The organism is Cellulomonas olei, from assembly GCF_039548315.1.
In the GTDB taxonomy this organism is placed as follows: domain Bacteria; phylum Actinomycetota; class Actinomycetes; order Actinomycetales; family Cellulomonadaceae; genus Cellulomonas.
On record NZ_JBCLVN010000018.1, the window covers coordinates 69,804 to 93,225 of the forward strand.

23 protein-coding genes are annotated in these 23,422 nt (G+C 74.8%); 12 read left to right on the top strand and 11 right to left on the bottom strand.

The window, feature by feature from the left end:
- Positions 1-20 precede the first annotated feature (20 nt).
- Positions 21-713 (bottom strand): metal-dependent transcriptional regulator, encoded by a 693-nt coding sequence (locus tag AAHH18_RS07750; protein ID WP_343301206.1) that lies wholly within the window; start codon positions 711-713, stop codon positions 21-23.
- Between the two features lie 127 nt (positions 714-840).
- Here AAHH18_RS07750 and AAHH18_RS07755 point away from each other — a divergent pair, with 127 nt between their 5' ends.
- A complete protein-coding gene (locus AAHH18_RS07755; protein ID WP_343301207.1) occupies positions 841-2,574 on the top strand; it encodes an alpha/beta hydrolase in 1,734 nt (577 codons plus the stop codon).
- A gap of 136 nt (positions 2,575-2,710) precedes the next feature.
- On the opposite strand, the gene AAHH18_RS07760 is transcribed toward AAHH18_RS07755, so the two are convergent.
- The gene (locus AAHH18_RS07760; RefSeq protein WP_283320880.1) at positions 2,711-3,487 is read right to left on the bottom strand and encodes an LLM class F420-dependent oxidoreductase; all 777 of its coding nucleotides are present in this window, start codon (positions 3,485-3,487) and stop codon (positions 2,711-2,713) included.
- Positions 3,488-3,701: 214 nt separating this feature from the next.
- On the opposite strand from AAHH18_RS07760, the gene AAHH18_RS07765 reads away from it, so the two are divergent.
- Both AAHH18_RS07765 and AAHH18_RS07770 read left to right on the top strand, forming a co-directional pair.
- Positions 3,702-4,775 carry a hydroxymethylglutaryl-CoA reductase gene (locus AAHH18_RS07765; protein ID WP_283320881.1) on the top strand — a complete coding sequence of 358 codons (1,074 nt, stop codon included), beginning with the start codon at positions 3,702-3,704 and terminating at the stop codon, positions 4,773-4,775.
- 242 nt (positions 4,776-5,017) lie between these two features.
- Complete coding sequence (locus tag AAHH18_RS07770) at positions 5,018-6,223, top strand: hydroxymethylglutaryl-CoA synthase (protein WP_283320882.1); 1,206 nt, start codon at positions 5,018-5,020, stop codon at positions 6,221-6,223.
- 22 nt (positions 6,224-6,245) lie between these two features.
- Here the strand turns inward: AAHH18_RS07770 and AAHH18_RS07775 are convergent, their stop codons facing one another.
- The gene (locus AAHH18_RS07775) at positions 6,246-8,063 is read right to left on the bottom strand and encodes a hypothetical protein (RefSeq protein WP_343301208.1); all 1,818 of its coding nucleotides are present in this window, start codon (positions 8,061-8,063) and stop codon (positions 6,246-6,248) included.
- Positions 8,064-8,231: 168 nt separating this feature from the next.
- Between AAHH18_RS07775 and AAHH18_RS07780 the strand changes: the two genes are divergently transcribed.
- A complete protein-coding gene (locus AAHH18_RS07780) occupies positions 8,232-9,287 on the top strand; it encodes a glutathione S-transferase family protein (RefSeq protein WP_343301209.1) in 1,056 nt (351 codons plus the stop codon).
- A gap of 107 nt (positions 9,288-9,394) precedes the next feature.
- Here AAHH18_RS07780 and AAHH18_RS07785 read toward each other — a convergent pair whose 3' ends face one another.
- From AAHH18_RS07785 to AAHH18_RS07805, 5 genes are all read right to left on the bottom strand, one after another.
- Positions 9,395-10,297, bottom strand: coding sequence for a VOC family protein (locus AAHH18_RS07785; RefSeq protein WP_283320885.1), 903 nt, complete (start codon positions 10,295-10,297; stop codon positions 9,395-9,397).
- Between the two features lie 98 nt (positions 10,298-10,395).
- Positions 10,396-11,034 (bottom strand): CYTH domain-containing protein, encoded by a 639-nt coding sequence (locus AAHH18_RS07790; protein ID WP_283320886.1) that lies wholly within the window; start codon positions 11,032-11,034, stop codon positions 10,396-10,398.
- A 108-nt stretch (positions 11,035-11,142) separates the two neighbouring features.
- On the bottom strand, positions 11,143-11,742 hold the full coding sequence (locus tag AAHH18_RS07795) for a GNAT family N-acetyltransferase (protein WP_283320887.1): 600 nt from the start codon (positions 11,740-11,742) through the stop codon (positions 11,143-11,145).
- 35 nt (positions 11,743-11,777) lie between these two features.
- On the bottom strand, positions 11,778-12,269 hold the full coding sequence (locus AAHH18_RS07800; protein WP_343301210.1) for an NUDIX hydrolase: 492 nt from the start codon (positions 12,267-12,269) through the stop codon (positions 11,778-11,780).
- A 10-nt stretch (positions 12,270-12,279) separates the two neighbouring features.
- Positions 12,280-13,140 (bottom strand): NAD-dependent epimerase/dehydratase family protein, encoded by an 861-nt coding sequence (locus AAHH18_RS07805; protein WP_343301211.1) that lies wholly within the window; start codon positions 13,138-13,140, stop codon positions 12,280-12,282.
- A gap of 95 nt (positions 13,141-13,235) precedes the next feature.
- On the opposite strand from AAHH18_RS07805, the gene AAHH18_RS07810 reads away from it, so the two are divergent.
- Together AAHH18_RS07810 and AAHH18_RS07815 are read left to right on the top strand one after the other, a co-directional pair.
- Positions 13,236-13,556 (top strand): nucleotide pyrophosphohydrolase, encoded by a 321-nt coding sequence (locus tag AAHH18_RS07810; protein WP_343301212.1) that lies wholly within the window; start codon positions 13,236-13,238, stop codon positions 13,554-13,556.
- Positions 13,543-15,270, top strand: coding sequence for a DNA/RNA helicase domain-containing protein (locus AAHH18_RS07815; RefSeq protein WP_343301213.1), 1,728 nt, complete (start codon positions 13,543-13,545; stop codon positions 15,268-15,270). Before AAHH18_RS07810 ends, AAHH18_RS07815 begins: the two co-directional genes overlap by 14 nt.
- A gap of 10 nt (positions 15,271-15,280) precedes the next feature.
- Here the strand turns inward: AAHH18_RS07815 and AAHH18_RS07820 are convergent, their stop codons facing one another.
- Positions 15,281-15,646 (bottom strand): DUF2200 domain-containing protein, encoded by a 366-nt coding sequence (locus AAHH18_RS07820; RefSeq protein ID WP_222171866.1) that lies wholly within the window; start codon positions 15,644-15,646, stop codon positions 15,281-15,283.
- Between the two features lie 111 nt (positions 15,647-15,757).
- Between AAHH18_RS07820 and AAHH18_RS07825 the strand changes: the two genes are divergently transcribed.
- From AAHH18_RS07825 to AAHH18_RS07845, 5 genes are all read left to right on the top strand, one after another.
- Complete coding sequence (locus AAHH18_RS07825) at positions 15,758-16,957, top strand: GAF domain-containing sensor histidine kinase (protein WP_343301214.1); 1,200 nt, start codon at positions 15,758-15,760, stop codon at positions 16,955-16,957.
- A gap of 5 nt (positions 16,958-16,962) precedes the next feature.
- Entirely contained in the window at positions 16,963-17,619 is a 657-nt protein-coding gene (locus AAHH18_RS07830) for a response regulator transcription factor (protein WP_343301215.1), read from the top strand.
- Positions 17,620-17,786: 167 nt separating this feature from the next.
- Positions 17,787-18,560 carry a hypothetical protein gene (locus AAHH18_RS07835; RefSeq protein ID WP_343301216.1) on the top strand — a complete coding sequence of 258 codons (774 nt, stop codon included), beginning with the start codon at positions 17,787-17,789 and terminating at the stop codon, positions 18,558-18,560.
- Positions 18,557-19,555 carry an electron transfer flavoprotein subunit alpha/FixB family protein gene (locus AAHH18_RS07840; RefSeq protein WP_343301217.1) on the top strand — a complete coding sequence of 333 codons (999 nt, stop codon included), beginning with the start codon at positions 18,557-18,559 and terminating at the stop codon, positions 19,553-19,555. Before AAHH18_RS07835 ends, AAHH18_RS07840 begins: the two co-directional genes overlap by 4 nt.
- Positions 19,556-19,587: 32 nt before the next feature.
- Positions 19,588-21,063, top strand: a complete 1,476-nt coding sequence (locus AAHH18_RS07845) for an FAD-dependent oxidoreductase (RefSeq protein WP_343301218.1) — start codon at positions 19,588-19,590, stop codon at positions 21,061-21,063.
- A gap of 65 nt (positions 21,064-21,128) precedes the next feature.
- Here AAHH18_RS07845 and AAHH18_RS07850 read toward each other — a convergent pair whose 3' ends face one another.
- Positions 21,129-21,602 (bottom strand): Lrp/AsnC family transcriptional regulator, encoded by a 474-nt coding sequence (locus AAHH18_RS07850; protein WP_343301219.1) that lies wholly within the window; start codon positions 21,600-21,602, stop codon positions 21,129-21,131.
- Between the two features lie 101 nt (positions 21,603-21,703).
- Between AAHH18_RS07850 and AAHH18_RS07855 the strand changes: the two genes are divergently transcribed.
- The gene (locus AAHH18_RS07855) at positions 21,704-22,174 is read left to right on the top strand and encodes a DUF2000 domain-containing protein (RefSeq protein WP_283320896.1); all 471 of its coding nucleotides are present in this window, start codon (positions 21,704-21,706) and stop codon (positions 22,172-22,174) included.
- Between the two features lie 50 nt (positions 22,175-22,224).
- Here AAHH18_RS07855 and AAHH18_RS07860 read toward each other — a convergent pair whose 3' ends face one another.
- Positions 22,225-23,223, bottom strand: coding sequence for an alpha/beta hydrolase fold domain-containing protein (locus AAHH18_RS07860; RefSeq protein ID WP_343301220.1), 999 nt, complete (start codon positions 23,221-23,223; stop codon positions 22,225-22,227).
- Positions 23,224-23,422: the final 199 nt, after the last annotated feature.

Sequence of the window (23,422 nt, forward strand, 5' to 3'; positions counted from 1 at the left end):
CGGGCGCCCGGGCCCCGTCCTCAGGCGTCGAGCAGCACCCAGATCGCCCGGGCGGCGACCTCCCCCAGCTCGACGGCGCGCGCGTCGCCGCCGCCGTCCGGGGGCAGCACCCGCACGGACGTCATGCCGGCGAAGTCGCGCCGCTCCACCACCTCCACGCCCGCGTCCAGCACCACCCCGACGGACGCCAGGTACCGCAGCAGCCCGGGGTCGGCGTCGGAGATGCGGGCGATCCGACCCGACCCGCCGTCGAGCTCCCACAGCATGCGCGCCGCCGGGGCGGGCACCGTGCCGTCGGGCGCGGGGATCGGGTCGCCGTGCGGGTCCCGCGTCGGGTGGCCGAGCCGGGCGTCGATGCGCTCGACCATGAGGTCGGACACGGCGTGCTCCAGGACCTCCGCCTCGTCGTGGACCTCGTCCCAGGCGTAGCCGAGCTCGCTGACCAGGAACGTCTCGATGAGCCGGTGGCGGCGGACCACCTGGACGGCGTGGCGCACGCCCTCGGGGGTGAGGGTGATCGCGGCGTACGGCGCGTGCTCCACGAGGCCCTGGTCGGCGAGGCGCCGCACCGTCTCGGACACCGTCGAGGCGCCCACCCCGAGGCGCTCGGCGAGCATCTTGGTGGTCACCGGCGCCGTCGACCACTCCCGCGCGGTCCAGATGACCTTGAGGTAGTCCTGCGCGACGGGGGTCAGGTCGCTCGTCTCGCTCACGGCGTCCAGCGTAGGGCCGTGGCACCTGCGGGACGCGGACCGGCCGCGACGGCGGGGCCCTGTGGTAGGAATCGCGGAGGCCGTCCGCGTTCGCCGAACGGCCCGGACCGCTCGACGGAGGACGCCCGTGGACGCCGACCGACCGACCGCCGTGGACCGGGCGCGACGCGCCGCCGGGAGCGTCCTGGGGGCGGTGGGTCGCTGGTTCGCCCGCCGGGAGCTGTCGTGGCCCGGCATGCTCGGCGCGCTGCTCGGGCTGGCGGCCGCGATGACCCCGTCGCTGCTCCCCCGTCCGACGCTGTACCTGGGGTTCATCGCGGGCGTCGGTGCCGCGCTGGGGTACGCCCTCGGCGTCCTCGTCGCGTGGGTGGTCCGCCGCACCGGGCTGCCCCTGCCGCCCGCCCGGGTGCGCCGCGTGGCGTGGCGGGTCCTGTCCTGGGCCGGCCCCGTGCTCGCCGTGGTCGTCGTGGTGGTGGGCTGCCAGTGGCAGGACGACGTCCGCGTGCTGGTCGGCGAGGAGCGGCGCACGTCCTCGGCGTTCCTCGTCGGGGTCCTCGCGCTCGCCGTCGGACTGGCGCTGATCGCCCTGGGGCGCGCGCTGCGCCGGCTCTCCCGCCGGGTGTCGCGCCTGCTGGGTCGCTGGGTGCCCGCCTCCGTGGCGTCGCTGCTCGGGGTCGTCGTGGTGACGCTGCTCGTGTACTGGCTCGCCGCGGGCGTGCTGTTCCGGGTGGTCGTCGACGTCGCCGACTCCGTGTACGCGGGCACGAACGCCGGCACCCCCGACGGGGTCGAGCCCGTCACGTCGCCGCTGCGCTCCGGGTCGCCCGGCTCGGCGGTCTCGTGGGACTCCCTCGGCCGCCAGGGGCGGGCGTTCGTGGCCGGGGGCCCCTCCACGGACGAGATCGCCGAGGTCACCGGGGAGCGGGCGACCGAGCCGATCCGCGTCTACGCCGGGCTGGACTCGGCCGACGACGCCGCGGGTCGGGCGCAGCTCGCCGTCGAGGAGCTGGAGCGCACCGGGGCGTTCGACCGGTCGGTCCTCGTGGTGGCCGGCGCGACCGGCACCGGGTGGACGGAGCCGCAGCAGATGGCCGCCCTGGAGTACCTGTGGGGCGGCGACACGGCGATCGCGACCATCCAGTACTCGTTCCTGCCGAGCTGGCTGTCGTTCCTGGTCGACGCCGACCGCGCGTCCGAGGCCGGGCGGCTGCTGTTCGACGCCGTGCACGCCCGGTGGGCCGAGCTGCCGGAGGACGACCGGCCGCAGCTCGTGTCCTACGGGCTGAGCCTCGGGTCGTTCGCGGCGCAGGCGCCGTTCGGATCCGTCGGTGACCTCACCGCGCGCGTCGACGGCGCCCTCTACGTGGGCACGCCCAACTTCACCCCGCTCTGGCGCACGATCACCGCGGAGCGCGACCCCGGCAGCCCGCAGTGGCAGCCGGTCGTCGACGACGGCCGCACGGTGCGGTTCGCGTCCGACGGCACGGGGCTCGTCACGCAAGCCGGGACCTGGGACTCCCCGCGCGTCGCGTACCTGCAGCACGCGTCCGACCCCGTCGTCTGGTGGTCGTGGGACCTGCTGACCCGGCAGCCCGACTGGCTCGCCGAGCCGCGCGGGCCCGACGTGTCCGGCCGGGTGCGCTGGTTCCCCGTCCTGACGTTCGTGCAGGTGACCGTGGACCAGTTCTTCGGCGTCAGCGTCCCGGACGGGCACGGGCACAACTACGCCTCGCAGGTGGTGGCGGCGTGGGCCGCCGTCACGGAGCCCCCGGGCTGGACGGACGCGGAGCTGGCGGACCTGCAGTCCCTGATCGACGAGACCCTGACCCTGCCGACCCTCCCGGGCGCCGACGTCGGCTGACCCGCCCGCTCCGGCCCACTCCACCCCGCGAGTTCGGCAGTCCGGGCGCGAGTTCGGCAGCTCTGACTGCCGAACTCGCACCCGGACTGCCGAACTCGGCGGGGGGTGGCGGGGCGGTGGCGGGGTGGGTGCGGGGTCAGGCGCGGGTGTCGCGCCAGCGGACCCACTGCTCGACGAGGGAGAGGTCGTAGTCGGGGCCGCCGACGCCGACCGTGAAGAGGGTCACGCCCGCCTCCACCAGCGGGGCCGCGACCTCGGACGGCGGGGCGCTGACGCCCACGGACCGCTCGACCAGGGCGGCGGTGTCACGGCCGACGGCGGTGCCGTGCTCGTCGAGGATCGCGCTCTTGCGGGTCAGCGTCTCGAGGTCGCCGAACGAGTGCCACGCGTCGGCGTGCTCCGCGACGACCCGCAGCGTCTTGCGCTCGCCGCCGCCGCCGATCAGCACCGGGATGTCGCGCGTCGGCGCCGGGTTGCCGGCCGCGAGGCGGGCCTTGATGCGCGGCAGCGCCTGCGCGAGGTCCGCGATGCGGGAGCCGGCGGTGCCGAACTCGTACCCGAACTGGTCGTAGTCCTTCTCGAACCAGCCGGCCCCGATGCCGAGGATCAGGCGGCCGCCGCTGATGTGGTCGACCGTGCGGGCCATGTCGGCCAGCAGCTCGGGGTTCCGGTACGAGTTGCAGGTCACGAGCGCACCGATCTCGACGCGGCTGGTCTGCTCCGCCCACGCGCCGAGCATCGTCCAGCACTCGAAGTGCTTGCCGTCGGGGTCGCCGTAGAGCGGGAAGAAGTGGTCCCAGTTGAAGATCACGTCCACCCCCAGGTCCTCGGCGCGGCGGACCGCGTCGCGGATCTGGGCGTAGTCGGCGTGCTGGGGCTGGATCTGGACTCCGATGCGGAGGGGTCGTGTCATGGGCGTCACCGTACGTCCGCTCCGGCGGACCGCGCCCGGCCCGACCGGTGCGCGGCGCGGGGGCGGTGCCGCACGGCGTCTACGCTGAGGCGGTGCGGTCGACCGCGCCCGCGTGCCGTCGCCGGCGCGCACCCGGCCGGCCGCGCCCGATCGACCGGCACCTGCCGGCCCGTGCGCGCCGCCGCACGCCCCGCTCCCGACCCCGGAGGTCCCCATGCCCGCCGTCGCCGACGCGTCCGAGCTCTCGGCGCCCGTCCCGCTGCGCTGGGTCGGCCCGGTGCGGGTCAGCGGCAACGTCATGACCGGCGAGTCGGAGGTGCCGCTCGCGACGTACGAGTCCCCGCTGTGGCCGTCGGTGCGCCGCGGGGCCCGGATCTCCACGATGGTCGAGGGCGGCATCCGCGCGACGCTGGTGGACGAGCGGATGTCCCGCTCGGTGCTGCTGGAGGCGGACGACGCGGGCGTGGCGCTGGCCGCCTGGCAGCACCTGACGTCGCACCGGGCGGAGCTCGAGGCCGTCGTCGCCGGCAGCAGCCGGTTCGCCCGGCTGATCGACCTGCACGTGCAGATCGCCGCGAACCTGCTGTTCGTCCGGTTCGAGCTGACCACGGGCGACGCGTCCGGCCACAACATGGTGACGAACGCGGCGGACCGCCTCATGGACCACGTCCTGGCGACGGTGCCGGGCGTGCGGTACGGGTCGGTGTCGGGCAACTACTGCTCCGACAAGAAGGCCACCGCCGTGAACGGCATCCTCGGGCGCGGCAAGAACGTCGTGACGGAGATCGTCGTCCCGCGGCGCCTCGTCGAGCGGTTCCTGCACACCACGCCCGAGGCGGTCGTCCAGCTCAACATCCGCAAGAACCTCATCGGGACGATGCTGGCCGGCGGGCTGCGCTCGGCGAACGCGCACTACGCGAACATGCTGCTGGCGTTCTACCTGGCGACCGGTCAGGACGCGGCCAACATCGTCGAGGGCTCGCAGGGTCTCACCCACGCGGAGGTCCGCGACGGCGACCTGTACTTCTCCTGCACGCTGCCGAACCTCGTCGTCGGGACCGTCGGCAACGGCAAGGGCCTGGGCTTCGTCGAGGACAACCTCGCGCGGCTCGGGTGCCGGGAGGAGCGCGAGCCCGGCGCGAACGCCCGGCGCCTGGCGGTGCTGTGCGCCGCGACCGTGCTGTGCGGGGAGCTGTCGCTCATGGCCGCCCAGACGAACCAGGGCGAGCTGATGGCCGCGCACCTGCGCCTAGAGCGCGGCGCGGCGGGCCCCACGACCACCGCCTGACCCGACGCGCGGGGCGCCGGCCGCGCCGGGCTCCCGCGACCGCCGGGATGGATCCGGCCCTCGGGGGCGTTCCGTGTGAGGCGCGTGAAGACCCCGGCCGTCGCTGGTCGGGCTCCGCGCGCGGGGCTACAGTCGTCCGGGCCTCGCGTGGCGCCGTGACTCAGCACCACGCCCCGGGGCCACCCGCCCCGGGCCCCTCCGCCCGACGGGCGGCGACCAGCCCGAGAGGATCCCACCCCGACATGCAGCTCGGCATCGACGACCTGGCCTTCGCGACCGCGGACCGGTACCTCGACCTGGCGGACCTCGCGCCCGTGCACGGCGTGGACGTCGCGAAGTACACCGTGGGCCTCGGCCAGGACCGGATGAGCGTGTGCGCCCCCGACGAGGACGTCGTGACGCTGGCCGCCGCGGCCGCGCTGCCGCTGGTCGAGGACCTCGACGACGCCGGCCGCGCCGCGATCCGGACCGTGCTGCTGGCCACCGAGTCGGGCATCGACCAGTCGAAGTCAGCCGGCGTCTACGTGCACCGGCTGCTCGGCCTGTCGCCGTCGGCGCGCGTCGTCGAGCTGAAGCAGGCGTGCTACGCGGGGACGTCGGCGCTGCAGATGGCGCTCGCCCTCGTCGCGCGCAACCCGGAGCAGAAGGTGCTCGTGATCTGCTCGGACGTCGCGCGGTACGACGTGGGCTCCTCCGGGGAGCCGACCCAGGGCTGCGGCGCGGTCGCGATGCTGGTCACGGCAGACCCGCGCCTGGTCGCGATCGAGCCGGTGTCCGGGCTGCACACCACGGACGTCATGGACTTCTGGCGGCCGAACTACCGCTCGACGGCGGTGGTCGACGGCCGGCTCTCGCTGCGCGCCTACACGGACTCGCTGGCCGGGGCGTGGCAGGACTTCCAGGCGCAGGGCGGCGCCGCGCTGGCCGACATCGACGCGTTCGTCTACCACCAGCCGTTCACGAAGATGGCGGTCAAGGCGCACGCCCACCTCGCCCGCGTCGCCGGCGGCCCCCGGGACGCCGAGGCGCAGGCCGCGCAGATCGCGGACACCCTGCGGTACAACCGCGAGATCGGGAACTCCTACACCGCGTCGATGTACATCGGGCTGGCGTCGCTGCTCGACCACGCGACCGAGGACCTCGCCGGCTCGCGCATCGGGTTCTTCTCGTACGGCTCCGGCTCCGTCGGCGAGTTCTTCACCGGCGTCGTCCAGCCCGGGTACCGGCAGCACCTGCGCGCCGCGGCCCACCGCCGGCTGCTCGACGACCGCGAGCGGATCTCGCACGCGGAGTACCTGGAGATCGTCGCGCCCGTGAACCCGGTGGACGGCGGCGAGCACGTCGTCGAGCCGACCACGCGCGGACCTTTCCGGCTCGCGGCGATCACCGGGCACCAGCGGGTCTACGAGCGGGCAGCCGCGGCGGCGGCAGGCAGCGCGGTCGCCTGACCGCCCGCCTGACCGCGCGGCGCTACTGGTACGTCACCAGGTCCGGCGTCGGCTGCACCGCGTAGGTCTGCGCCGGGTCCAGCATCGGCTGGTCCTCGTCGTAGAAGTTCTTCCACCCCCAGTGCACGTCCGGCGCCCCCTGGCGCAGCGCCCGCCACGTGTCGGCCTTCGCGGGCTGGGAGCCCTGGCCGTCGGCGTGGATGATCACCGCCAGCTCGTCGTGGCTGGTGTCGAGCCGCTCGCGGTCGGTGATCATCCGCAGCGAGAACTGGTGGAGCAGGAACATCTTCTGCGGCAGGTGGTGCTCGCGGGTGAACCCGGCGAGCCATTCGGCGGTGGCGTTGACCTCGTCGACGCCCACCGATCCGATCTGCCGGAGGTGGACCTGGTCGGGTGCGAGCCGCCACTCGGGGTCGAGCGCGAGGCCGACGTGCGGGTACGCGAGCAGCTCGGCGTACTGCTTCGCCTGGGTGACAAAGTCGGTGCGTCCGGGCTGCAGGTCGATGACGACCGCCTGGCCCGCCTCCTGCGCGGCCTCGACCAGCGGGCGCAGGTCCTGCACGCTGCGCGCGCGGGAGTAGGAGCCGTCGGGCTCGGGGGCGGACGAGGCGATGGTCGCGATGATCTCGAGGGTGGGGACCACGGTGTCGTCGGTCAGGGCCTCGTAGGGCTCGGCGGTCTGCCGGGCGCGGGCGATCGTCGCGGGCACGTCCTGCTCCCCCAGGACGCCAAGCGCCGGCGTGCCGGGGGTCCCGTACAGCGCCACGTAGCGCTTGCCGTCCTCGCCGCGGGGGAACACGAGCTGCCCCCCGCCGGGGAGCTCCACGCCGGTCGCAGCCGCCGCGACCCGTGGGCCGAGGACCGCGGCGGCGCCGAAGCCGGGGGCCAGGGCGACGACCGTCCGGACGCCGTCGAGCGCGCCCACGGTCTCGGAGGTCGAACGCGGGTCGCCCCCGGGCACGTCCACGACGGGGACGCCGGCCGCCCGGGCGGTGGCGAGCGCGGCGGCGGTGCGGCCGGCGCGGTCCTCGGCGAGGTCCACGAGGACCGCGGCGCGACGCGGTGCCTCGGGCGGCAGGACGCGCGGGCCCGCACCGTCGAGCAGGACGCCGTCCGACGGCGCGGCGCCGGGGGCGGTGGTCGCGGTCGAGGACCCGCCCGACGGCGCGCGGGTCCTCGACGCCTCCGGGGACGACGTGCGACCCCGTGACGCCCGGGGAGAGGCGGTCGCCTCCGGTGCCCGCGTCGAGCGGGCCGCGGTCGGGCTCCCCGACGGCTCGGCGGCCGGGTCCGGCGCCGGCCCGACCAGCAGCGTCGTGCCGGGGCGGTCGAGAGCGGCCACCGCGCCGGCGAGCCGTGCGGGCCCCACCTCGTGCGGCTCCTCGACCGCGACGCCGAGCTCCGCGAGCGCCGGCGCGTCGCCGGGGTCCACGGCGTGCACCTGCAGCGAGGGGTCCAGGTCGTCCGGGGTCCCGCCGACCGCGACGACGTCGGTGGCACCGAGCCGCTCGATCTCGTCCGCGAGCCCGTCGACCCCCGCGACCAGCGCCGGGACCCCGATCGCCACCGCCAGGGACGCCGCCGGGGCGATCGTCGCGGGGTCGTCGTCCGCGGCGAGCACCACGGCCGGGGCGTCGGCGAACAGCGCGCGGCTGGCCGCGAGCGCGGTCTGCGCGGCGGACCGCTTCGGCAGCACGGTCGTGCGCTCCTCCGGGACCCGGGTCTGCGCGCTCACCGGCTCGGCCGTGGGCGTCGGCGTCGCGCTGGGACCGGGCGGGGTCGGCCCGCCGGTGCAGGCCGCCAGCGCGACGGCGAGCACGGACGCCACGACGGCGCCCACGAGGCGGGGACGGGACGGTCGGACGGCGGGGGCGGACGCAGCAGGCACGGGTCTCCGGGGCCGGGGACAGGGTTCCCTGCCACTGTAGGTGCGCCTCCCGACACCCGCGACGCCCGCGGCACCCGTGACGCCGAGCGCACGCCGTCACGGCACGGGATGATCGTCCCCATGGGCACGGAGAGCACGCAGCAGGAGTTCACCACCGCAGGGTCGTACGTCACGTCCGGCGAGGAGTTCGTGCGGGACCAGAACTACCTCACGACCCGCATCACCGCGGACGGCCGGGACGGCTACCCCGTCGAGCCCGGCCGCTACCGCCTGGTGGTGTCCCGGGCCTGCCCGTGGGCGAACCGCGCGATCATCGTGCGCAGGCTGCTCGGCCTCGAGGACGCGATCTCGCTCGGGGTGTGCGGCCCGACGCACGACGCGCGGTCCTGGACGTTCGACCTCGACCCCGGCGGCGTCGACCCCGTGCTCGGGATCCCCCGCCTCCAGGACGCGTACTTCCGGCGCGTGCCCGGGTACGACCGCGGCATCACCGTGCCCGCGATCGTCGACGTGCCGTCCGGCGCGGTGGTGACGAACGACTACGCGCAGATGACGCTCGACCTGTCGACCGAGTGGACCGCTTTCCACCGCGAGGGCGCCCCCGACCTGTACCCGGAGCACCTGCGGGACGAGATCGACCAGGTGGCCCGGAAGGTGTTCACCGACGTGAACAACGGCGTCTACCGCTGCGGGTTCGCCGGGTCGCAGGAGGCGTACGAGCGGGCGTACCGGCGGCTGTTCTCCCGGCTGGACTGGCTGTCCGAGCGGCTGTCGACCCAGCGGTACCTGGTCGGCGACACGATCACCGAGGCGGACGTCCGGCTGTTCACCACGCTCGTGCGGTTCGACGCCGTCTACCACGGGCACTTCAAGTGCAACCGGTCGAAGCTCACCGAGATGCCGGTGCTGCGGGCGTACGCGCGGGACCTGTTCCAGACCCCGGGCTTCGGCGACACGATCGACTTCGACCACATCAAGCGGCACTACTACGTGGTGCACGAGGACATCAACCCCACGCAGATCGTCCCCGCCGGCCCGGACCTGCGCGGCTGGCTGACCCCGCACGGCCGCGAGGCGCTGGGCGGCCGCCCGTTCGGCGACGGCACCCCGCCCGGCCCGGTCCGCGAGTCCGAGCGCGTCGACCCGGCCCACACGGCGGAGGCGATGGCGGGCTGACACCCCGCCCCCACCACCGCCGAGCTCGGCAGCTCCGGGCGCCGGCCCGGCGTGTCGCGCCGGCGTGCCGCCTGGGCGTGCCGAGCTGGGCGGGGACGGGGGTGCTGTCAGGCGGACGGGCGGACGCGGACGACGTTGCGCCAGGGGTCGTCGAAGGTGACCGTGGCGCCGTCGTCGCGGACCGCCACGCCGTGCGCCGCCAGCCGCTCCCGCAGGGCGCCCACGTCGTCACTCCCGGGGACGACCAGCGTGACCTCGCCGAGCCCCAGGCTGCTCGCGCGCGGGCCGGCGCCGGCGGAGTTCCACGTGTTCATCGCCATGTGGTGGTGGTACCCGCCGGCCGACACGAACAGCGCCCCGTGCCACTCGGCCATGACGTCGAACCCCAGGGCGTCGACGTAGAACGCCCGCGCCCCGGCGACGTCGCCGACCTGCAGGTGCACGTGCCCGACGACGGGCGCGCCCGCGGGGGCCGCCAGCGCGGCGTCGGTGACGTTCCCCCGGATGAACTCGTTGGGGTCGAGCCGCAGCGAGTCCATGACCACGCGTCCGTGGGCGTCGTACTGCCACAGGTCACGGGCGCGGTCCCAGTACAGCTCGACGCCGTTGCCCTCGGGGTCGGTGAGGTAGAACGCCTCGGAGACCAGGTGGTCGGCGCTGCCCACGAACGTCTGCGGGGCGCGGGAGGCGACGGACGCGAGCGTGGCCGCGAGCGCCTCCCGGGTGTCGAAGAGGATCGCCGTGTGGAACAGCCCGGCCTGGCCGCGGCTCGTCGGCGGCAGGTCCGGCGTGTGGCGCAGCACGACGAGCGGCCGGCTCCCCCGCCCCAGGACGACGACGTCGGGACGCCCGACGCCCTCGATCCGCGCGTCCGGCCGCTCCACGACGTCGAGCCCGAGCACGTCGCGGTAGTAGCGGAGCTGGGCGTCGAGGTCCGCGACGAGGAGCGTCACGGGTCCCATCGCGGTGTCGGCGGCGAGGCGGTCCTGGGTGGCGGCTGCTGCGGTCATGTCCCCACAATAGTTGAGCCTTCAACCTTTGACCAGAGACGTCGGCCACACCACCGCACCGGTGCCCGCCGGTGCCCGCCTGCGCCCGGCGGCGCCCGTCAGCCCCGGCGCTGCAGGTCGTTGTGGCCGAAGTCGGTGAGGAAGCGCGGCCCGTGCTCGCGCAGCTCCGCCTCGAAGTCCGCCGCCCAGCCGCTGTACGGCGCCCGGGCCAGCCCGTCGTTCGCGAACCGGGCGTCGTCCGTCAGCTCCGTGACGCAGAACGCCGGGATCTGCAGGTCCGTGACGGGGCCGGAGCGTTCGCACTCCGCGACCACGAGCGGCGCGTTCGCCCCGCCGAAGACGTCGACCACCCAGCCGTCCGCGCCCAGCCAGACGGCGTAGCGGTTCTTCACGATGCGGTGGCCGCCGCGCCGGATCATCTCGATGCCGACGGTCACGTCGATCTCGCGCTCCGCCTCGTACCGGGTGCCGACGTTCATCGGGCCCTTGAGCGTGACGGCGCAGAACTCGAACGCGTCCCGGGCCTCCTCGAGGACGGCCAGCGGGTCGGCGTCGGGGCCGAGCGGCAGCCGCAGCCCGTCCGCCTGCACCCGCAGCCGCAGGGCGTAGCCGTCCTGCGCCAGGAAGTACGACTGGACGATGAGCACCGGCTCGGGCTCGGCCAGCAGCTCCATCGGCGGCGTGCGCACGAAGAACCGCCGCTCGAACTCGAAGTCGCCGTACCCGGTGTCACTCACCGGAGCCTCCCCGCTCGTCCGCGCGGCACCCGGGGCGTGGGCGCCGCTGCAGGTCACGCTACGCGACCGCCCCGCTCCGCAGCGGGACCCCGCGCCCGCACGCGACCCTCAGGCGCGCAGGTCCATCCCCAACGTCCGGCCCCACGGCGCGGTGGCCACCTCGTGGAACCCGACACGCGCGTAGAAGGCGATCGCGCCGGTGTTCTGCTCCGAGACCTTCAGGTGCACGCCCGGGACACCGCGCCCGCGCAGCGCACCGGTGAGCGTCTCGATGAGCGTGCGCCCCAGCCCGCGCCCCTGGGCCCGCGGCAGCAGGTCGATGTGCAGGTGCGCCGGGTAGGCCGCGGTGAGCTCCTCCTCGTACCGGGAGCCGTCGTGGATCGTCCGCAGCAGGTCGTGGTCGCGCAGACCCGCGACCTCCGGCCGCAGCGGGTACCGCTCCCGGAGCGGGGGCCACCACACGTCCTCCTGCCAGCGCGCGAACGCCTGCGAGTCCGCGGTGCCCACGACGTAGCCGGCCACGCCGTCCTCGTCGGTGACGACCCACGTCAGCCCCGGGTCGGCCACGGGGTACGGGGCGGCGTACACGTGACCCAGCAGGTCCGGGTCGCGGTAGAACCGGGTCCCGTCGGCACCCACGTCACCGGTGAGCAGGCACACGCGGTACATGCCCGCCAGGTCGCACGTCGAGAACGGTCTCACCTGCATGTCCGCGACCCTACCTGCGGGGCCCGCCGACCCGCTCAGACCGCGAAGCGCGCGGCCTCCTCCGGCGAGAGCGCGTGGGCGATGCGCGCGTGCATCTCCGCGGACATCTCCGGCAGCGCGTCGAGCGGGAACCACCGCGACTCGGAGTTCTCGCCGTCACCGGGCCCCGGCTCCCCCGACACCCAGCGGAAGCGGAACGTCAGGTCCAGGTACTGGGAGCGGTCGCCGTTCGCGTACGTCATCGGCGGCAACGAGTGCACCCACGCCAGGCGCTCGGCGACCGCGACCACCTCGGTCTCCTCGAGGACCTCGCGCGCACCCGCGACCGCCGGCTCCTCCCCCGGGTCGATGATCCCGGTGACCGGCGTCCACGCCCCGTTGTCGGCGCGCCGCACCAGCAGGACCTCCTCGGCGCCGGGTGCACCGCCGGCGACCGGCCGCACGACGACCGCGCTCACCCCCGACAGCCACAGCAGGTCGTGGCCGATCTTCTCGCGCAGGTCCAGGACGAAGTCAGGCGTGGGCACGCCTGCGATGCTACGGGCGCGGCGACCCGACCTCGTCACGCCACGAGTGCCGCGGCTCGAAACCGATGAGCTCCCGTGCGGCGTCGATCGCGAGCAGCGTCTCGTACGTGCCGAGGTCCCGCCGCACCGGCACGTCGGGGAACTCCGCGGCCAGGAGCTCGGCGGACGGGGTGTCCATGATCGTGTCGGCCGCCGCGATGATGACGTTCCGGGAGCCGGACGTCGTGGCCTCCAGCGCGAGCCGGCAGGACGCCGCCGCGTCGCGCGCGTCGATGTAGCCCCACAGGTTCCACCGCCGCAGGGCGGGGTCGCCGTGGAAGGCGGGGACCCGGGCGTACGCCTCGGGCGGGAAGACGTTCGAGAACCGCAGCCCGACGAACGGGATGCCCGACCACTGCGCGACCTGCGCCGCGAGGTCCTCGCTCAGCACCTTCGACAGCGCGTACGTCGAGGTCGGGTACGGGAAGTGGTCCTCGTCCACCGGCGCGTAGCGCGGCGGCACGTCGAACGGCAGGCCGAGGGTCGTCTCGCTCGACGCCCACACCACCTTGCGCAGCCCCAGCCGCTGCGCCGCCAGGAACACGTTGCCGTTCGCGGCGAGGTTGCGGCTCAGCGTCTCCGGCGCCGACTCCATCCCGGGCTGCGGGATGTTCGCCAGGTGCACCACGGCCGTGCAGCCCGCGAGCGCCTCCACCGCCTGCCCGTAGTCCGTGAGCTCGGCGCGCATCACGTCCACGCCCAGGCCGGCGCGCTCCCCGAATGGCCCCTGCGCGTCGGTGGCGTGGACGGCGTAGCCGTGGTCCAGCAGGTCCTGCACGACGGCCCGGCCCACCTTGCCCAGGGCGCCCGTGACGGCGACGGTCTCGGTCATGGCCGCCATCCTCGCCGCGGCGCGGCGGGCGCGTCCACCGGAGGCGCGTATCCAGAACCGCCTGCCACACCCCCGCCGTCCCCTACCGTTGTCCCATGCCGCACCGCGACGTCCTCGAAGCGATCCGTGCATTCGTGGCCGAGCGCGACTGGGCCCAGTTCCACACCCCCGAGAACCTGGCGAAGAGCATCTCCATCGAGGCGGCGGAGCTGCTCGAGTGCTTCCAGTGGGACGCGGCGTCTGACCGTGAGCGGGTGGTTGCCGAGCTTGCGGACGTCCTGACCTACGCGTACCTCCTCGCCGACAAGCTGGGGGTCGACCCGGGCGACATCGTCCTGTCCAAGCTCGCCACGACACGGCAGAAGTACCCGGTCGAGAAGGCGCGCGGGCGGAGCACGAAGTATGACGAGCTCTAGGGTCCACCGCTTCCCGTTCACGCAGGCGCACGTCCGCCTGCTCAGGGACGTCGATCCGCGCTTCGCGAACTGGCCGGTCGTGTACGCCCTGGACGGCGCGGGCGAGGTGTACGTCGGCGAGTCGCTGAGCGTCGCGACCCGCTTGAAGCAGCACCTGGAGAACCCCGATCGCCAGCACCTGGCCGAAGCCCGAGTCGTCCTGGACGAGACGTTCAACAAGTCGGCGTGCCTCGACCTCGAGTCGTACCTGATCCGGCTGTTCGCGGGTGACGGCAAGTTCCGCGTGCTCAACCGCAACGAGGGCGTCACGGACGCCGACTACTTCGACCGCGACGCCTACCGAGCCGCCTTCGCGGAGATCGCCGAGGAACTGCGGGAGGCGGGCCTCTTCGAGCGGTCCGTCCCGGAGATCGAGAACAGCGACTTGTTCAAGCTGTCGCCGTTCAAGGCGCTGAACGCGGACCAGGCGATCGCGCTGGAGTCGCTGCTGGACGGGCTCTTCGCCGACATCGGTACGGGGACCCAGAGCACCTCCGTCGTCCAGGGAGACCCGGGAACGGGCAAGACGGTCGTGGCCATCTACCTCATCAAGCTCCTGCGCGACATCGCGCGCTGGGAGCCGACGGAGGACCCGGTCTCGGACTCCGTCTTCGCCGAGTACTTCACTCCGGAGAACGCCCGCCTGCTGCGCGACTTCCGCATGGCACTGGTCGTCCCCCAGCAGTCGCTCCGCAGGACGATCGAGAAGGTCTTCGCCCGAACGCCGGGTCTGAGCCCGTCGATGGTCCTCACCCCGTTCCAGGTCGGGGAGTCGCAGGACCGGTTCGACCTGCTCATCGTGGACGAGACGCACCGTCTCAACCAGCGCGCCAACCAGGCCACGGGCGTGCTCAACGCGAAGTTCCCCGAGATCAACCGGCGACTCTTCGGAGAGGACGACCTGCAGCTGACACAGCTCGACTGGCTCGTGGCGCAGAGCGACCACCGACTGTTCCTGGTCGACGCGGCACAGCGCGTCCGGCCCGCCGACCTGCCCAGGGAACGGCTCGAACGCCTGGTGACCGAGGCGTCGTTCGACCACCGCTTCCACCTCCGTTCGCAGATGCGACTGGCCGGCGGGAGCGACTACATCGAGTACGTCCGCGCCCTGCTGCGCCCGGGCAGCACGCCCTTCGTCGCACCGCAGACGTTCGGCGACTACGAGTTCGCCTTGTACGACGACATCGCCGCGATGCGGGAGCGACTCGCCACCGCGGAACGTGCTCACGGCCTCGCCCGGCTTGTCGCCGGCTACGCCTGGCCGTGGCGGTCGCGCCACGACCGTGCTGCCTACGACATCAGCGTCGGAGGCCTCCAGCTCCGGTGGAACAGCGCCGCACGCGACTGGATCAGCTCGCCGGGATCCGTCGACGAAGTCGGATCCGTCCACACCGTGCAGGGGTACGACCTCAACGTGGCCGGCGTGATCATCGGGCCCGATCTGCGCTTCGACCCGGTGCACAAGCGACTCGTGTTCGACCGGTCGAACTACTTCGACACCAAGGGCAAGGAGAACAACCCGACCCTCGGCAAGACCTACACGGACGACGAGCTCCTGGAGTTCGTCACGAACATCTACGCGGTCCTGCTGACCCGAGGCATGCGAGGAACGCTCGTCTACGTGTGCGACGCACCACTGAGGGAGCACCTCGGCCGGTACATCCCGCGAGCCTGAACGGGCGTCCTCAGACGGTCGCGTCGCTCCCGCGCAGGATCGACGTCATCTTCTTGCCGCGCCCCACCTCGTCCACCAGCTTGTCCATCCACCGGATCTGCTGCATCAGCGGGTCCTCGATCTCCTCGACCCGGTACCCGCAGATGACCCCGGTGATGAGCCCGGCGTTCGGGTTCATGGCGGGCGCCTGCGCGAAGAACGTCCGCAGGTCCGTGCCGTCGTCGAGCACGCGGCGCAGCCCGGCGTCGTCGTAGCCGGTGAGCCAGGTGATGACCTGGTCGACCTCGGCCTGCGTCCGGCCCTTGCGCTCGGCCTTGGCGACGTAGTGCGGGTAGATGCTGGCGAGGCTGGTGGCGAAGATGTCGTGCCGCGGCATGGGGTCCTCCTCGGGCGTCCGCCCCAGTATCGCCGACGGCACCCGTCCGGGGCGGGCGGCGTGGGCCCACGGTCCCTGGCGGTCCGGCGGCGCCTCCCTACGCTCGGGAGTGTGCACGACGCCGACGTGGTGGCGCTCCTGACGCGGCTGGTCCGGGTCGACGAGGTGCTGGCCACGCCCGGCGACCGGGCGGACCGGCTGACCGGCGCGGCGGAGGTGCTGCGGGAGGTGGTCGGCGCGCGGCTGTCCCCGGTCTTCCTGCTCGACCGGACGGGCACGCGGCTGGAGCTGGTCGCCGACGAGGCGCAGCGCCGCGTCCTGGGCGACGGGTTCCGGACGATGCCGGCGTACCAGCACCTGCGCGCCCCGTGGATCAACACCGAGGAGTGGCCGGTCTCCGCGGCCGACCACCTGGACCACGCGTCGTGGCAGGTGCTGCCCGAGGACTTCCGGGCCTGGTTCGGGACGTCCGGCATCGTGGCGCCGATCCACGCCGACGGGCGCCACCTGGGGGCGGTGCTGCTGGCGTTCGACGGCGAGTACCGGCTGCCGGCGGACGTCCGGGCGTTCCTGGCGGTCGCCGGCCGGATCATCGGCAACGCGCTGTACCGCTGGCAGGCCGGGGAGCGCGAGCAGGAGCTCGGCGCGCTGCAGGAGCGGCGGCGGCTCAGCGACGAGCTGCACGTCGACCTCGCCCAGCAGGCCGCGGCGCTGGGGATGCAGGTGGAGGCCGTCCGCCTGGACGTGGCGACCGGCTCCGAGCTGCTCCCGCAGGACCTCGAGGCGCTGCGGCGGGCGGTCGGCAGCCTGCAGCAGAACCTGCGCCACCAGATGCTGGGGCTGCGCGCGGACGCGGGCCTGGGCGCCCGGCGGCTGCTCGAGACGGTGCGGGCGCACCTCGACACGTTCAGCCGCGAGCTGCAGATCCGGACGCACCTGGTCTGCCCCGACACGGCGGCCGCCGACCGCGTGCCGGTGGCCGTGGCGGCCCAGCTGCTGCGGGTGCTCCAGGAGTCGCTGTCGAACTGCCACCTGCACGCGGCCGCGACGGCCGTGGTCGTGCGGCTGCTGGCGTCCGGGACGCGGGTGCGGCTGGAGGTCCAGGACGACGGCGCCGGGTTCGACCCGGCGAGCGTGCCGGACTCGCGGCTCGGCCTGTCGATCATGCGCGAGCGGATGGAGCAGGTCGGCGGCTCGCTGTCCCTGGTCTCCGTCCGGGGCGGCGGCACGCTGGTCGTCGCCGAGGCGCCGCTGGACCCGGCCGGCCGGGTGGTCGGCGGCCCGGGTGTCGACGTGCGGGAGAGGATCTGAGTCGCGTGGAGCAGCCCACCGGTGTCCTCGTGGCCGACGACCACGCGCTGTTCCGGGACGGCCTGACGTCCCTGATCGGCCGGTGGACCGACTTCGAGGTCGTCGCCGCCGCCGCCGACGGGGCGGAGGCGATCCGCCTGGCGCGCCGCCTGCACCCCCGGCTGGTGCTGATGGACGTCCGCATGGAGCCGGTGGGCGGGGTCGAGGCGACCGCCCGCATCTGCGCCGAGGACCCGTCGGTCAAGGTCGTCATGCTGACGATGTCGCGCCTCGGGGAGGACGTCTACCAGGCGCTGCGCAGCGGGGCGGACGGGTACGTGATCAAGGACGAGCCGGCGCACCGGCTGCACGACTACCTCGCGGCCGTCATGCGCGGCGAGACCGCCCTGTCGAGCGCGCTGGCCGCGCAGGTGCTGGCCGAGCTCACCGGCAGCCCCGTCGGCCACGACGCCGGCCCGCGGGTCTGCGACACCCTCACCCCCCGGGAGCTGGACGTGCTGCGGCTGCTGGTCGACGGGCTGTCGAACGAGGAGATCGCCCGCGACCTGCACCTCGGTGAGACGACCGTGAAGAAGCACCTCGGCCGCGTCATGGACAAGCTCCACGTCCGCAACCGCGTGCAGGTGGCCGTCTACAGCGTCCGCCAGGGGCTCGTGCCCTGACCCCTACCCCCCGGGGGTAGCCGATCGGTCGCCCCGGCAGGACCGGTCGGTGCTGGTGACCGCGTGCGGCGCGGCGACATCGTGGAACCGCACGGGGGCGGGCGCCGCGCGGTGCCCCCGCGTGCACCCGGACGCCGCCGTGCGCCCGGTCGACGAGGAGGTCCGGCGTGCGTGTGGTGATCGTGTACTCGTGGGCCCGCGACACGGGCGCCGCGAGCGTCCGGGCCGACGGGTCCGTGGACTGGCGCGGCGGGAGGACGGCCCCGGGCGAGGACGACCCGGCGGCGCTCGCGGTCGCGCGGCAGCTCGCCGAGGACACCGGCGGGGAGGTCACCGGGCTGACCCTGGGCGACGGGGACGCGAGCTGGGTGCTCGCCCGCGGCGTCGGGTCGACGTGGTCGGTCGGCGACGCGCCCCTGCTGGCCGACGACGCGGCGACCGCCGGGATCCTCGCGGCGGCCGTCCGCGCGATCGGCGACGTGGACGTGGTCGTCGTCGGGGACGCGGCCGAGCGCGCCGGCGTCCCCGCGGCGCTCGCGGGGCTGCTGGGGTGGCCCGCCCTGCTCGGTGTCACGGCCGCGAGCGCCGTCGGGGAGGCGCCCGGCGCTGCGGGCACGGCGGGCGCGGCGGACGCGACCGCCGTGCGCGTCACCCGCCCGTCGCCGTCGGGCACCGAGACGATCACCGCCGCGCCGCCGCTCGTGCTGGGCGTGGCCGCCGAGTCCGGGACCCACCGCGCGCCCGGTATGAAGGAGCTGCTGGCGGCGCGCCGGCGGCCGGTGACGCCCCTCACGCTCGCCCGGATCGGCGCCGGCGCCCACGACGTGACCAGCCGCGGCACCGAGCTGCCGCCGGCGGCGCCGACGCGCGTCTTCGAGGGCCCTCCCGACCAGGTGGCGGGCCAGCTCGTGGCGGCCCTGCGCGCCGGGGGCGTGCTGTGAGCGCCGGCCCGGGCGACGTGCGCCCGGCCGGGGGTCCCGGGGGCGGGGCCTGGCTCGTCGTCGCGGACGCGGGGTGGCCCGCGGCGCTGCGCGTCGCGCGGGGGACGTCGTCCGGCGTGAGCGCCGCCGTCGTGGGACCGCGCGCGCTCGCCGACGCCGTGGCCGCGGCGGGGGTCCCGGTGCTGTGGGCCGAGCCCGCCGGCGGGACTCCGGCCGAGGCGTACGCCGCACCCCTCGCCGAGCAGCTCGCGGCCGAGCGCCCCGCCCTGCTGGTGGGCACGACCCACCCGGCCTCCCGCGCGCTCCTCGGAGCCGCGGCGGCCCTCGCCGGCGCCCGGCTGCTCACCGGTGCGGTCGCCGTCGAGCCGACAGCCGGCGGCACGGACGGCACGGACGGCTCGGGCGGCACGGGCGGTTCCGCGTGGACGGTCCGGCGCACGCTGCTCGACGGTGCCGTCGTCGAGACCCTCGACTCGCCGTCCCCGGTGGCGCTGCTCGTCCAGGGTGCCGGGGCGGACGACGACGCACCCCCGCCCGCCCCGGTCGCGGGGACCGTCCGGCCCGTCACCGCGGCGCCCGCGGCGATGACCCTGACCACGGTCCCGTCCGCGGAGCCGGCCGGCGGCCTGGAGGACGCCCGGGTGGTCGTCGCGTTCGGGCGCGGCGTGCGCTCCCGCGACGACGTCGCGCTGATCGAGCGCCTGGCGGACGCGCTCGGCGCGCAGGTGGCCTGCTCCATGCCGGTGGCGGACGACCGCGGCTGGCTGGACCGGTCGCGCTACGTCGGCCGGTCGGGCCGGCACATCGCGCCCCGGCTGTACCTCACGGTCGGCATCTCCGGGGCGCCGCAGCACCTGGAGGGCGTCCGCGGCGCGCAGGTCGTCGCCGCGGTGGACCAGGACCCGGCCGCCCGCATCTTCCGCGTCGCCGACTACGGCGTGGTGGGCGACCTGTACGAGGTGGTGCCGGCGCTCATCACGGCACTGCAGGGCTGAAGCAGTCACGAGTTCCGGATCAGGAGAGCATCATGAGCGAGCAGTTCGACTCCCACTACGACGTCGTCGTCATCGGCGGGGGCGCCTCCGGCCTGTCGTGCGCGGTGCAGGCGGCCAAGGACGGCCTGACGTGCGCCCTGCTGGAGAAGGAGGAGCGCACCGGCGGCAGCTCGGCGTTCGCGGAGGGCCACGCGGCGTTCGAGTCCGACGAGCAGGCCAAGCGGGGCATCACCGTCACGAAGACCCAGGCGTTCGACACGTACCTGGACTACTCGCACTGGCGGGCGGACGCGTCGATCGTGTCCCGGTTCGTGGAGAACGCGGCGACGACGATCGCCAAGATGCGCGACGAGGAGGGCGCCGTCTACGAGGACGTCACGGTCACCGCGGTGGACCAGCCCGGTGAGCTCGTGACCTGGCACCTGCCCCAGGGCGAGGTCGCCCACCTCATCGAGCTGCTCGAGGCCGACGCGCGGCACCGCGGGGTCGACGTGTTCCTCGGCACCAGCGCGACGTCGCTGCTGCAGGACGGGTCCGGCCGGGTCGTCGGCGTGACCGCCCGGGACGCGGACGGCGCCGACGTGCGGCTCGGGGCACGGGCCGTCGTCGTCGCCACCGGCGGCTACGCGGGCAACCCGGAGCTGATCGACCGCTACACGCGCTACGACGCGCTGGGCGGCAGGCTCATCAACGTCGGCGGCCCCGGCAACACCGGGGACGGCCTGCGGATGGTGCTCGACGCCGGCGGGACGGAGCACCGGTCCATCGGCACGCTGCTGCTGTTCCCGTTCATGCGGGACAAGACCATCACCAGCCAGACCAACGCGGCGGGGTTCCAGCCGTACCTCTGGGTCGACGCGGACGGCCGCCGGTTCACGGACGAGGCCGTGGCCCTGAGCTTCGGCAACGCCGGCGACGTGGTCGCGGGCCTGCCGGGCGCGATGTTCTGGTCGGTGTTCGACTCCGGGACGGTGCGCCACCTCGTCGAGGACGGCAACGAGGTCGGGCTCGGCATCTACGTGCGCAACGGCGAGAAGCTGGTCGGCCTGCCCGACGAGATCGCGGCCGACGCCGCCGACCCCGCGCGCACCAACGTCGTCGGCGCGGACACGATCGAGGACCTCGCGGCCGCGATGGGCGTCGACCCCGCCGTGCTGCGCGCCGAGGTCGACGCGTACAACGCCGCCTGCGGGGACGGCGTCGACAGCCGGTTCCACAAGCCCGCGAAGTTCCTGCTCCCGGTCATGACGCCGCCGTTCTACGCGGTGAAGATGGAGACCGGGATCATGGTCACGATGGGCGCGATCCGGATCGACGACCGGATGCGGTGCCTCGACGCCGACGGCCGGCCCATCCCCGGCCTGTACAGCGTGGGGTGCGACGCCGGCGGCCTGTTCGGCGAGTCGTACAGCCTGCCGATCCCTGGGTCGGCGAACGGCTTCGCGCTCACGTCCGGCTGGCTGACGGCGGACGACATCGCCGAGCGGATCGGGGCCGGGAGCCTGTAGCCGCAGGGGGACGGACGGCGGCCGGCCGGGGCGCGCGGGTCCCGGCCGGCCGCGGCGCGTCCCGGTCACCCACGACGCGGCGGGACCTGCACCTTCCGGTTCCGCAGGTGCTCGTACACGACCGTCGTGCGCACGTTGCTGATCTCCGAGCGCTGCGTGAGCCGGTCGATCACGAACGCGTAGAGGCTGTCGTTGTCGGGGACGGCCACGTGGATGACGAAGTCGTCGTCCCCGCTGACCACGAACACCCCCAGCACGTCCGGCAGCGCGCCGACCCAGTCCCGGAACGCCTCGATGGTGCGGCGCGACGGCGGCCGCACGCGGACGCTGATGAGCGCCTGGACGGGGCGCCCGGCCTTCGCGAGATCCACGTCCAGCAGCGCGCCGCGGATGATCCCCCGCCGGCGCAGCGCGCGCGTCCGGTCGAGCGCCGTGGTGGGCGAGACCCCGACGGCGGCTGCCACGCCGCGGTTCGTCTGCCGTGCATCCGACTGCAGCTCCGCCAGGATCGCCGCATCAAGTTCGTCGATGTGCTCCATGCGGCCCCATCATCCGGACGACGTCCGGCAGCGGTCAACGGCAGCCGACGGATGTCCTTACGCTCGCCGGGTCCGCCGCACTCCGTCCCCCTGGAGCACCGATGAGCGCCACACCGTTCGGGTTCACGCCCGAGGAGATCGACACCGCCGCACCCACCCGCCGGGCGCGCCTCAAGTGGGTCGTCGTCGTCGACGCGTCCCTGCCCGCGGGCCGGGCGACCAACGCCGCCGTCTGCGTCGCTGCGGCGACCGGGGCCGCCGTGACCGGGCTGCTCGGCCCTGACGCCACGGACGCGGACGGCACCGTCCACCCCGGCCTGCCGTGGGCCGGGTGCACGGTGCTGGGCGCGACGCCCGAGCAGCTGGCGGCGGTCCGCCAGAAGGCCGGCGCCTCCGACGGCGTCCTGGTGGTCGACATGCCCGCCGCGGCCCAGCACACCCGCGTCTACGACGAGTACCTGGCGGAGGTGGCGCGGCGCACCGGGCCGGACCTGGGCTACCTCGCCGTCGGCGTCGTGGGGCCGCGCAACCGCGTCGACCGCGTGGTCGGGCGGCTGCCGCTGCTGGCCTGAGCGGCCGGGCCGGGCCGGGCCGGGCCGGGTGGGGCCGGGTGGGGCCGGGCTCAGCCGACGTCGGCCGCCGCGGCCTCCCGGACCGCCGCACCGACCAGGCCGAACGCCGCGACGGCGTGCGTGCGGGCCACCGGCGAGCGCCACGTCTGGTCGAGGAACCCGTGCGGCATCCCGCCGGCCGTGAGCACCGTCAGCGGGCCGCCCGCCGCGCGCACCAGCCCGGCGAACCGCTCCTCGCCGGCGCGGAACCCGTCACGCTCCGCGATGAGCAGCAGGCTCGGCGGCAGCGCGGCCAGCACCTCCGGCGACGCGAGGACCGGCGAGACCAGCGGGTCCGTCCGGGCGTCGTCGTCTGGCAGGTACGACCGCTCGAACAGCAGGGAGATCTCGTCGCGCTCGTCGGGGCGCGTCGCCACGTGGTCCACGTCCGGGTACGCGAGCAGCGCGAACGCCGGCCGCGGGACCTCGCCGCGCACCGCGAGCTGGCACACCGCGAGCGCTGTCGACGCGCCGGCGGAGTCGCCCGCGACCGCGTACGGCCCGCGCAGACCCAGGCCGGCGCCACCCTCTCCCGTCAGCCAGGTCACGGCGTCCTGCGCGTCCTCCACGGCCGCCGGGAACGGGTGCTCGGGCGCGCGCCGGTAGTCGAGGCTGATGACCGGCAGCCCCGAGCACCGGGCGAGCTCGGCCGCCGTGTGCTCGGCCGTGTCGAGGTCACCGAGCACGAAGCCGCCGCCGTGCACCCAGACGGCGAACCCCGCGCCGGGGGCGGAGACGCCGTGCGGCCGGTAGAGGCGGGCGGCGATCGAGCCGGCCCGGGTCGGCACGGACAGCTCCGAACGCTCGACCCCCGGCGCCGGCACGGGCCCGAACTGCCCGGTGTCCGCCGCGCGCATCCGCCGGGCGGTCGCCACGCGCTCGGCGTGCGTCCCGCTCGGGAACGTCTCGGGCGGCGCCGACGGGTCGGGCTGCGGGGGTGCGTCGACGAACTCCGGGTCCAGCTCCACGACCAGCGAGGTTACCGCGCCGGACCCCTCGCGGACCCGCATCCGCGCCCGCACCCCTCACCCAACCCCGCACCCACCTCGCACCCGTGCCCACCCCCGCACCCCGCACCCACCCCCGCGCACCTCACCCAGCCCCGCACCCGTGCCCACCACCCGCACTCGCACCCGTACCCCCGCGCCGAGAGTCCAGGACACGCCGTGTGTGCACGCTCGTCCCGGGCATGTCCTGGACTCTCGGTGA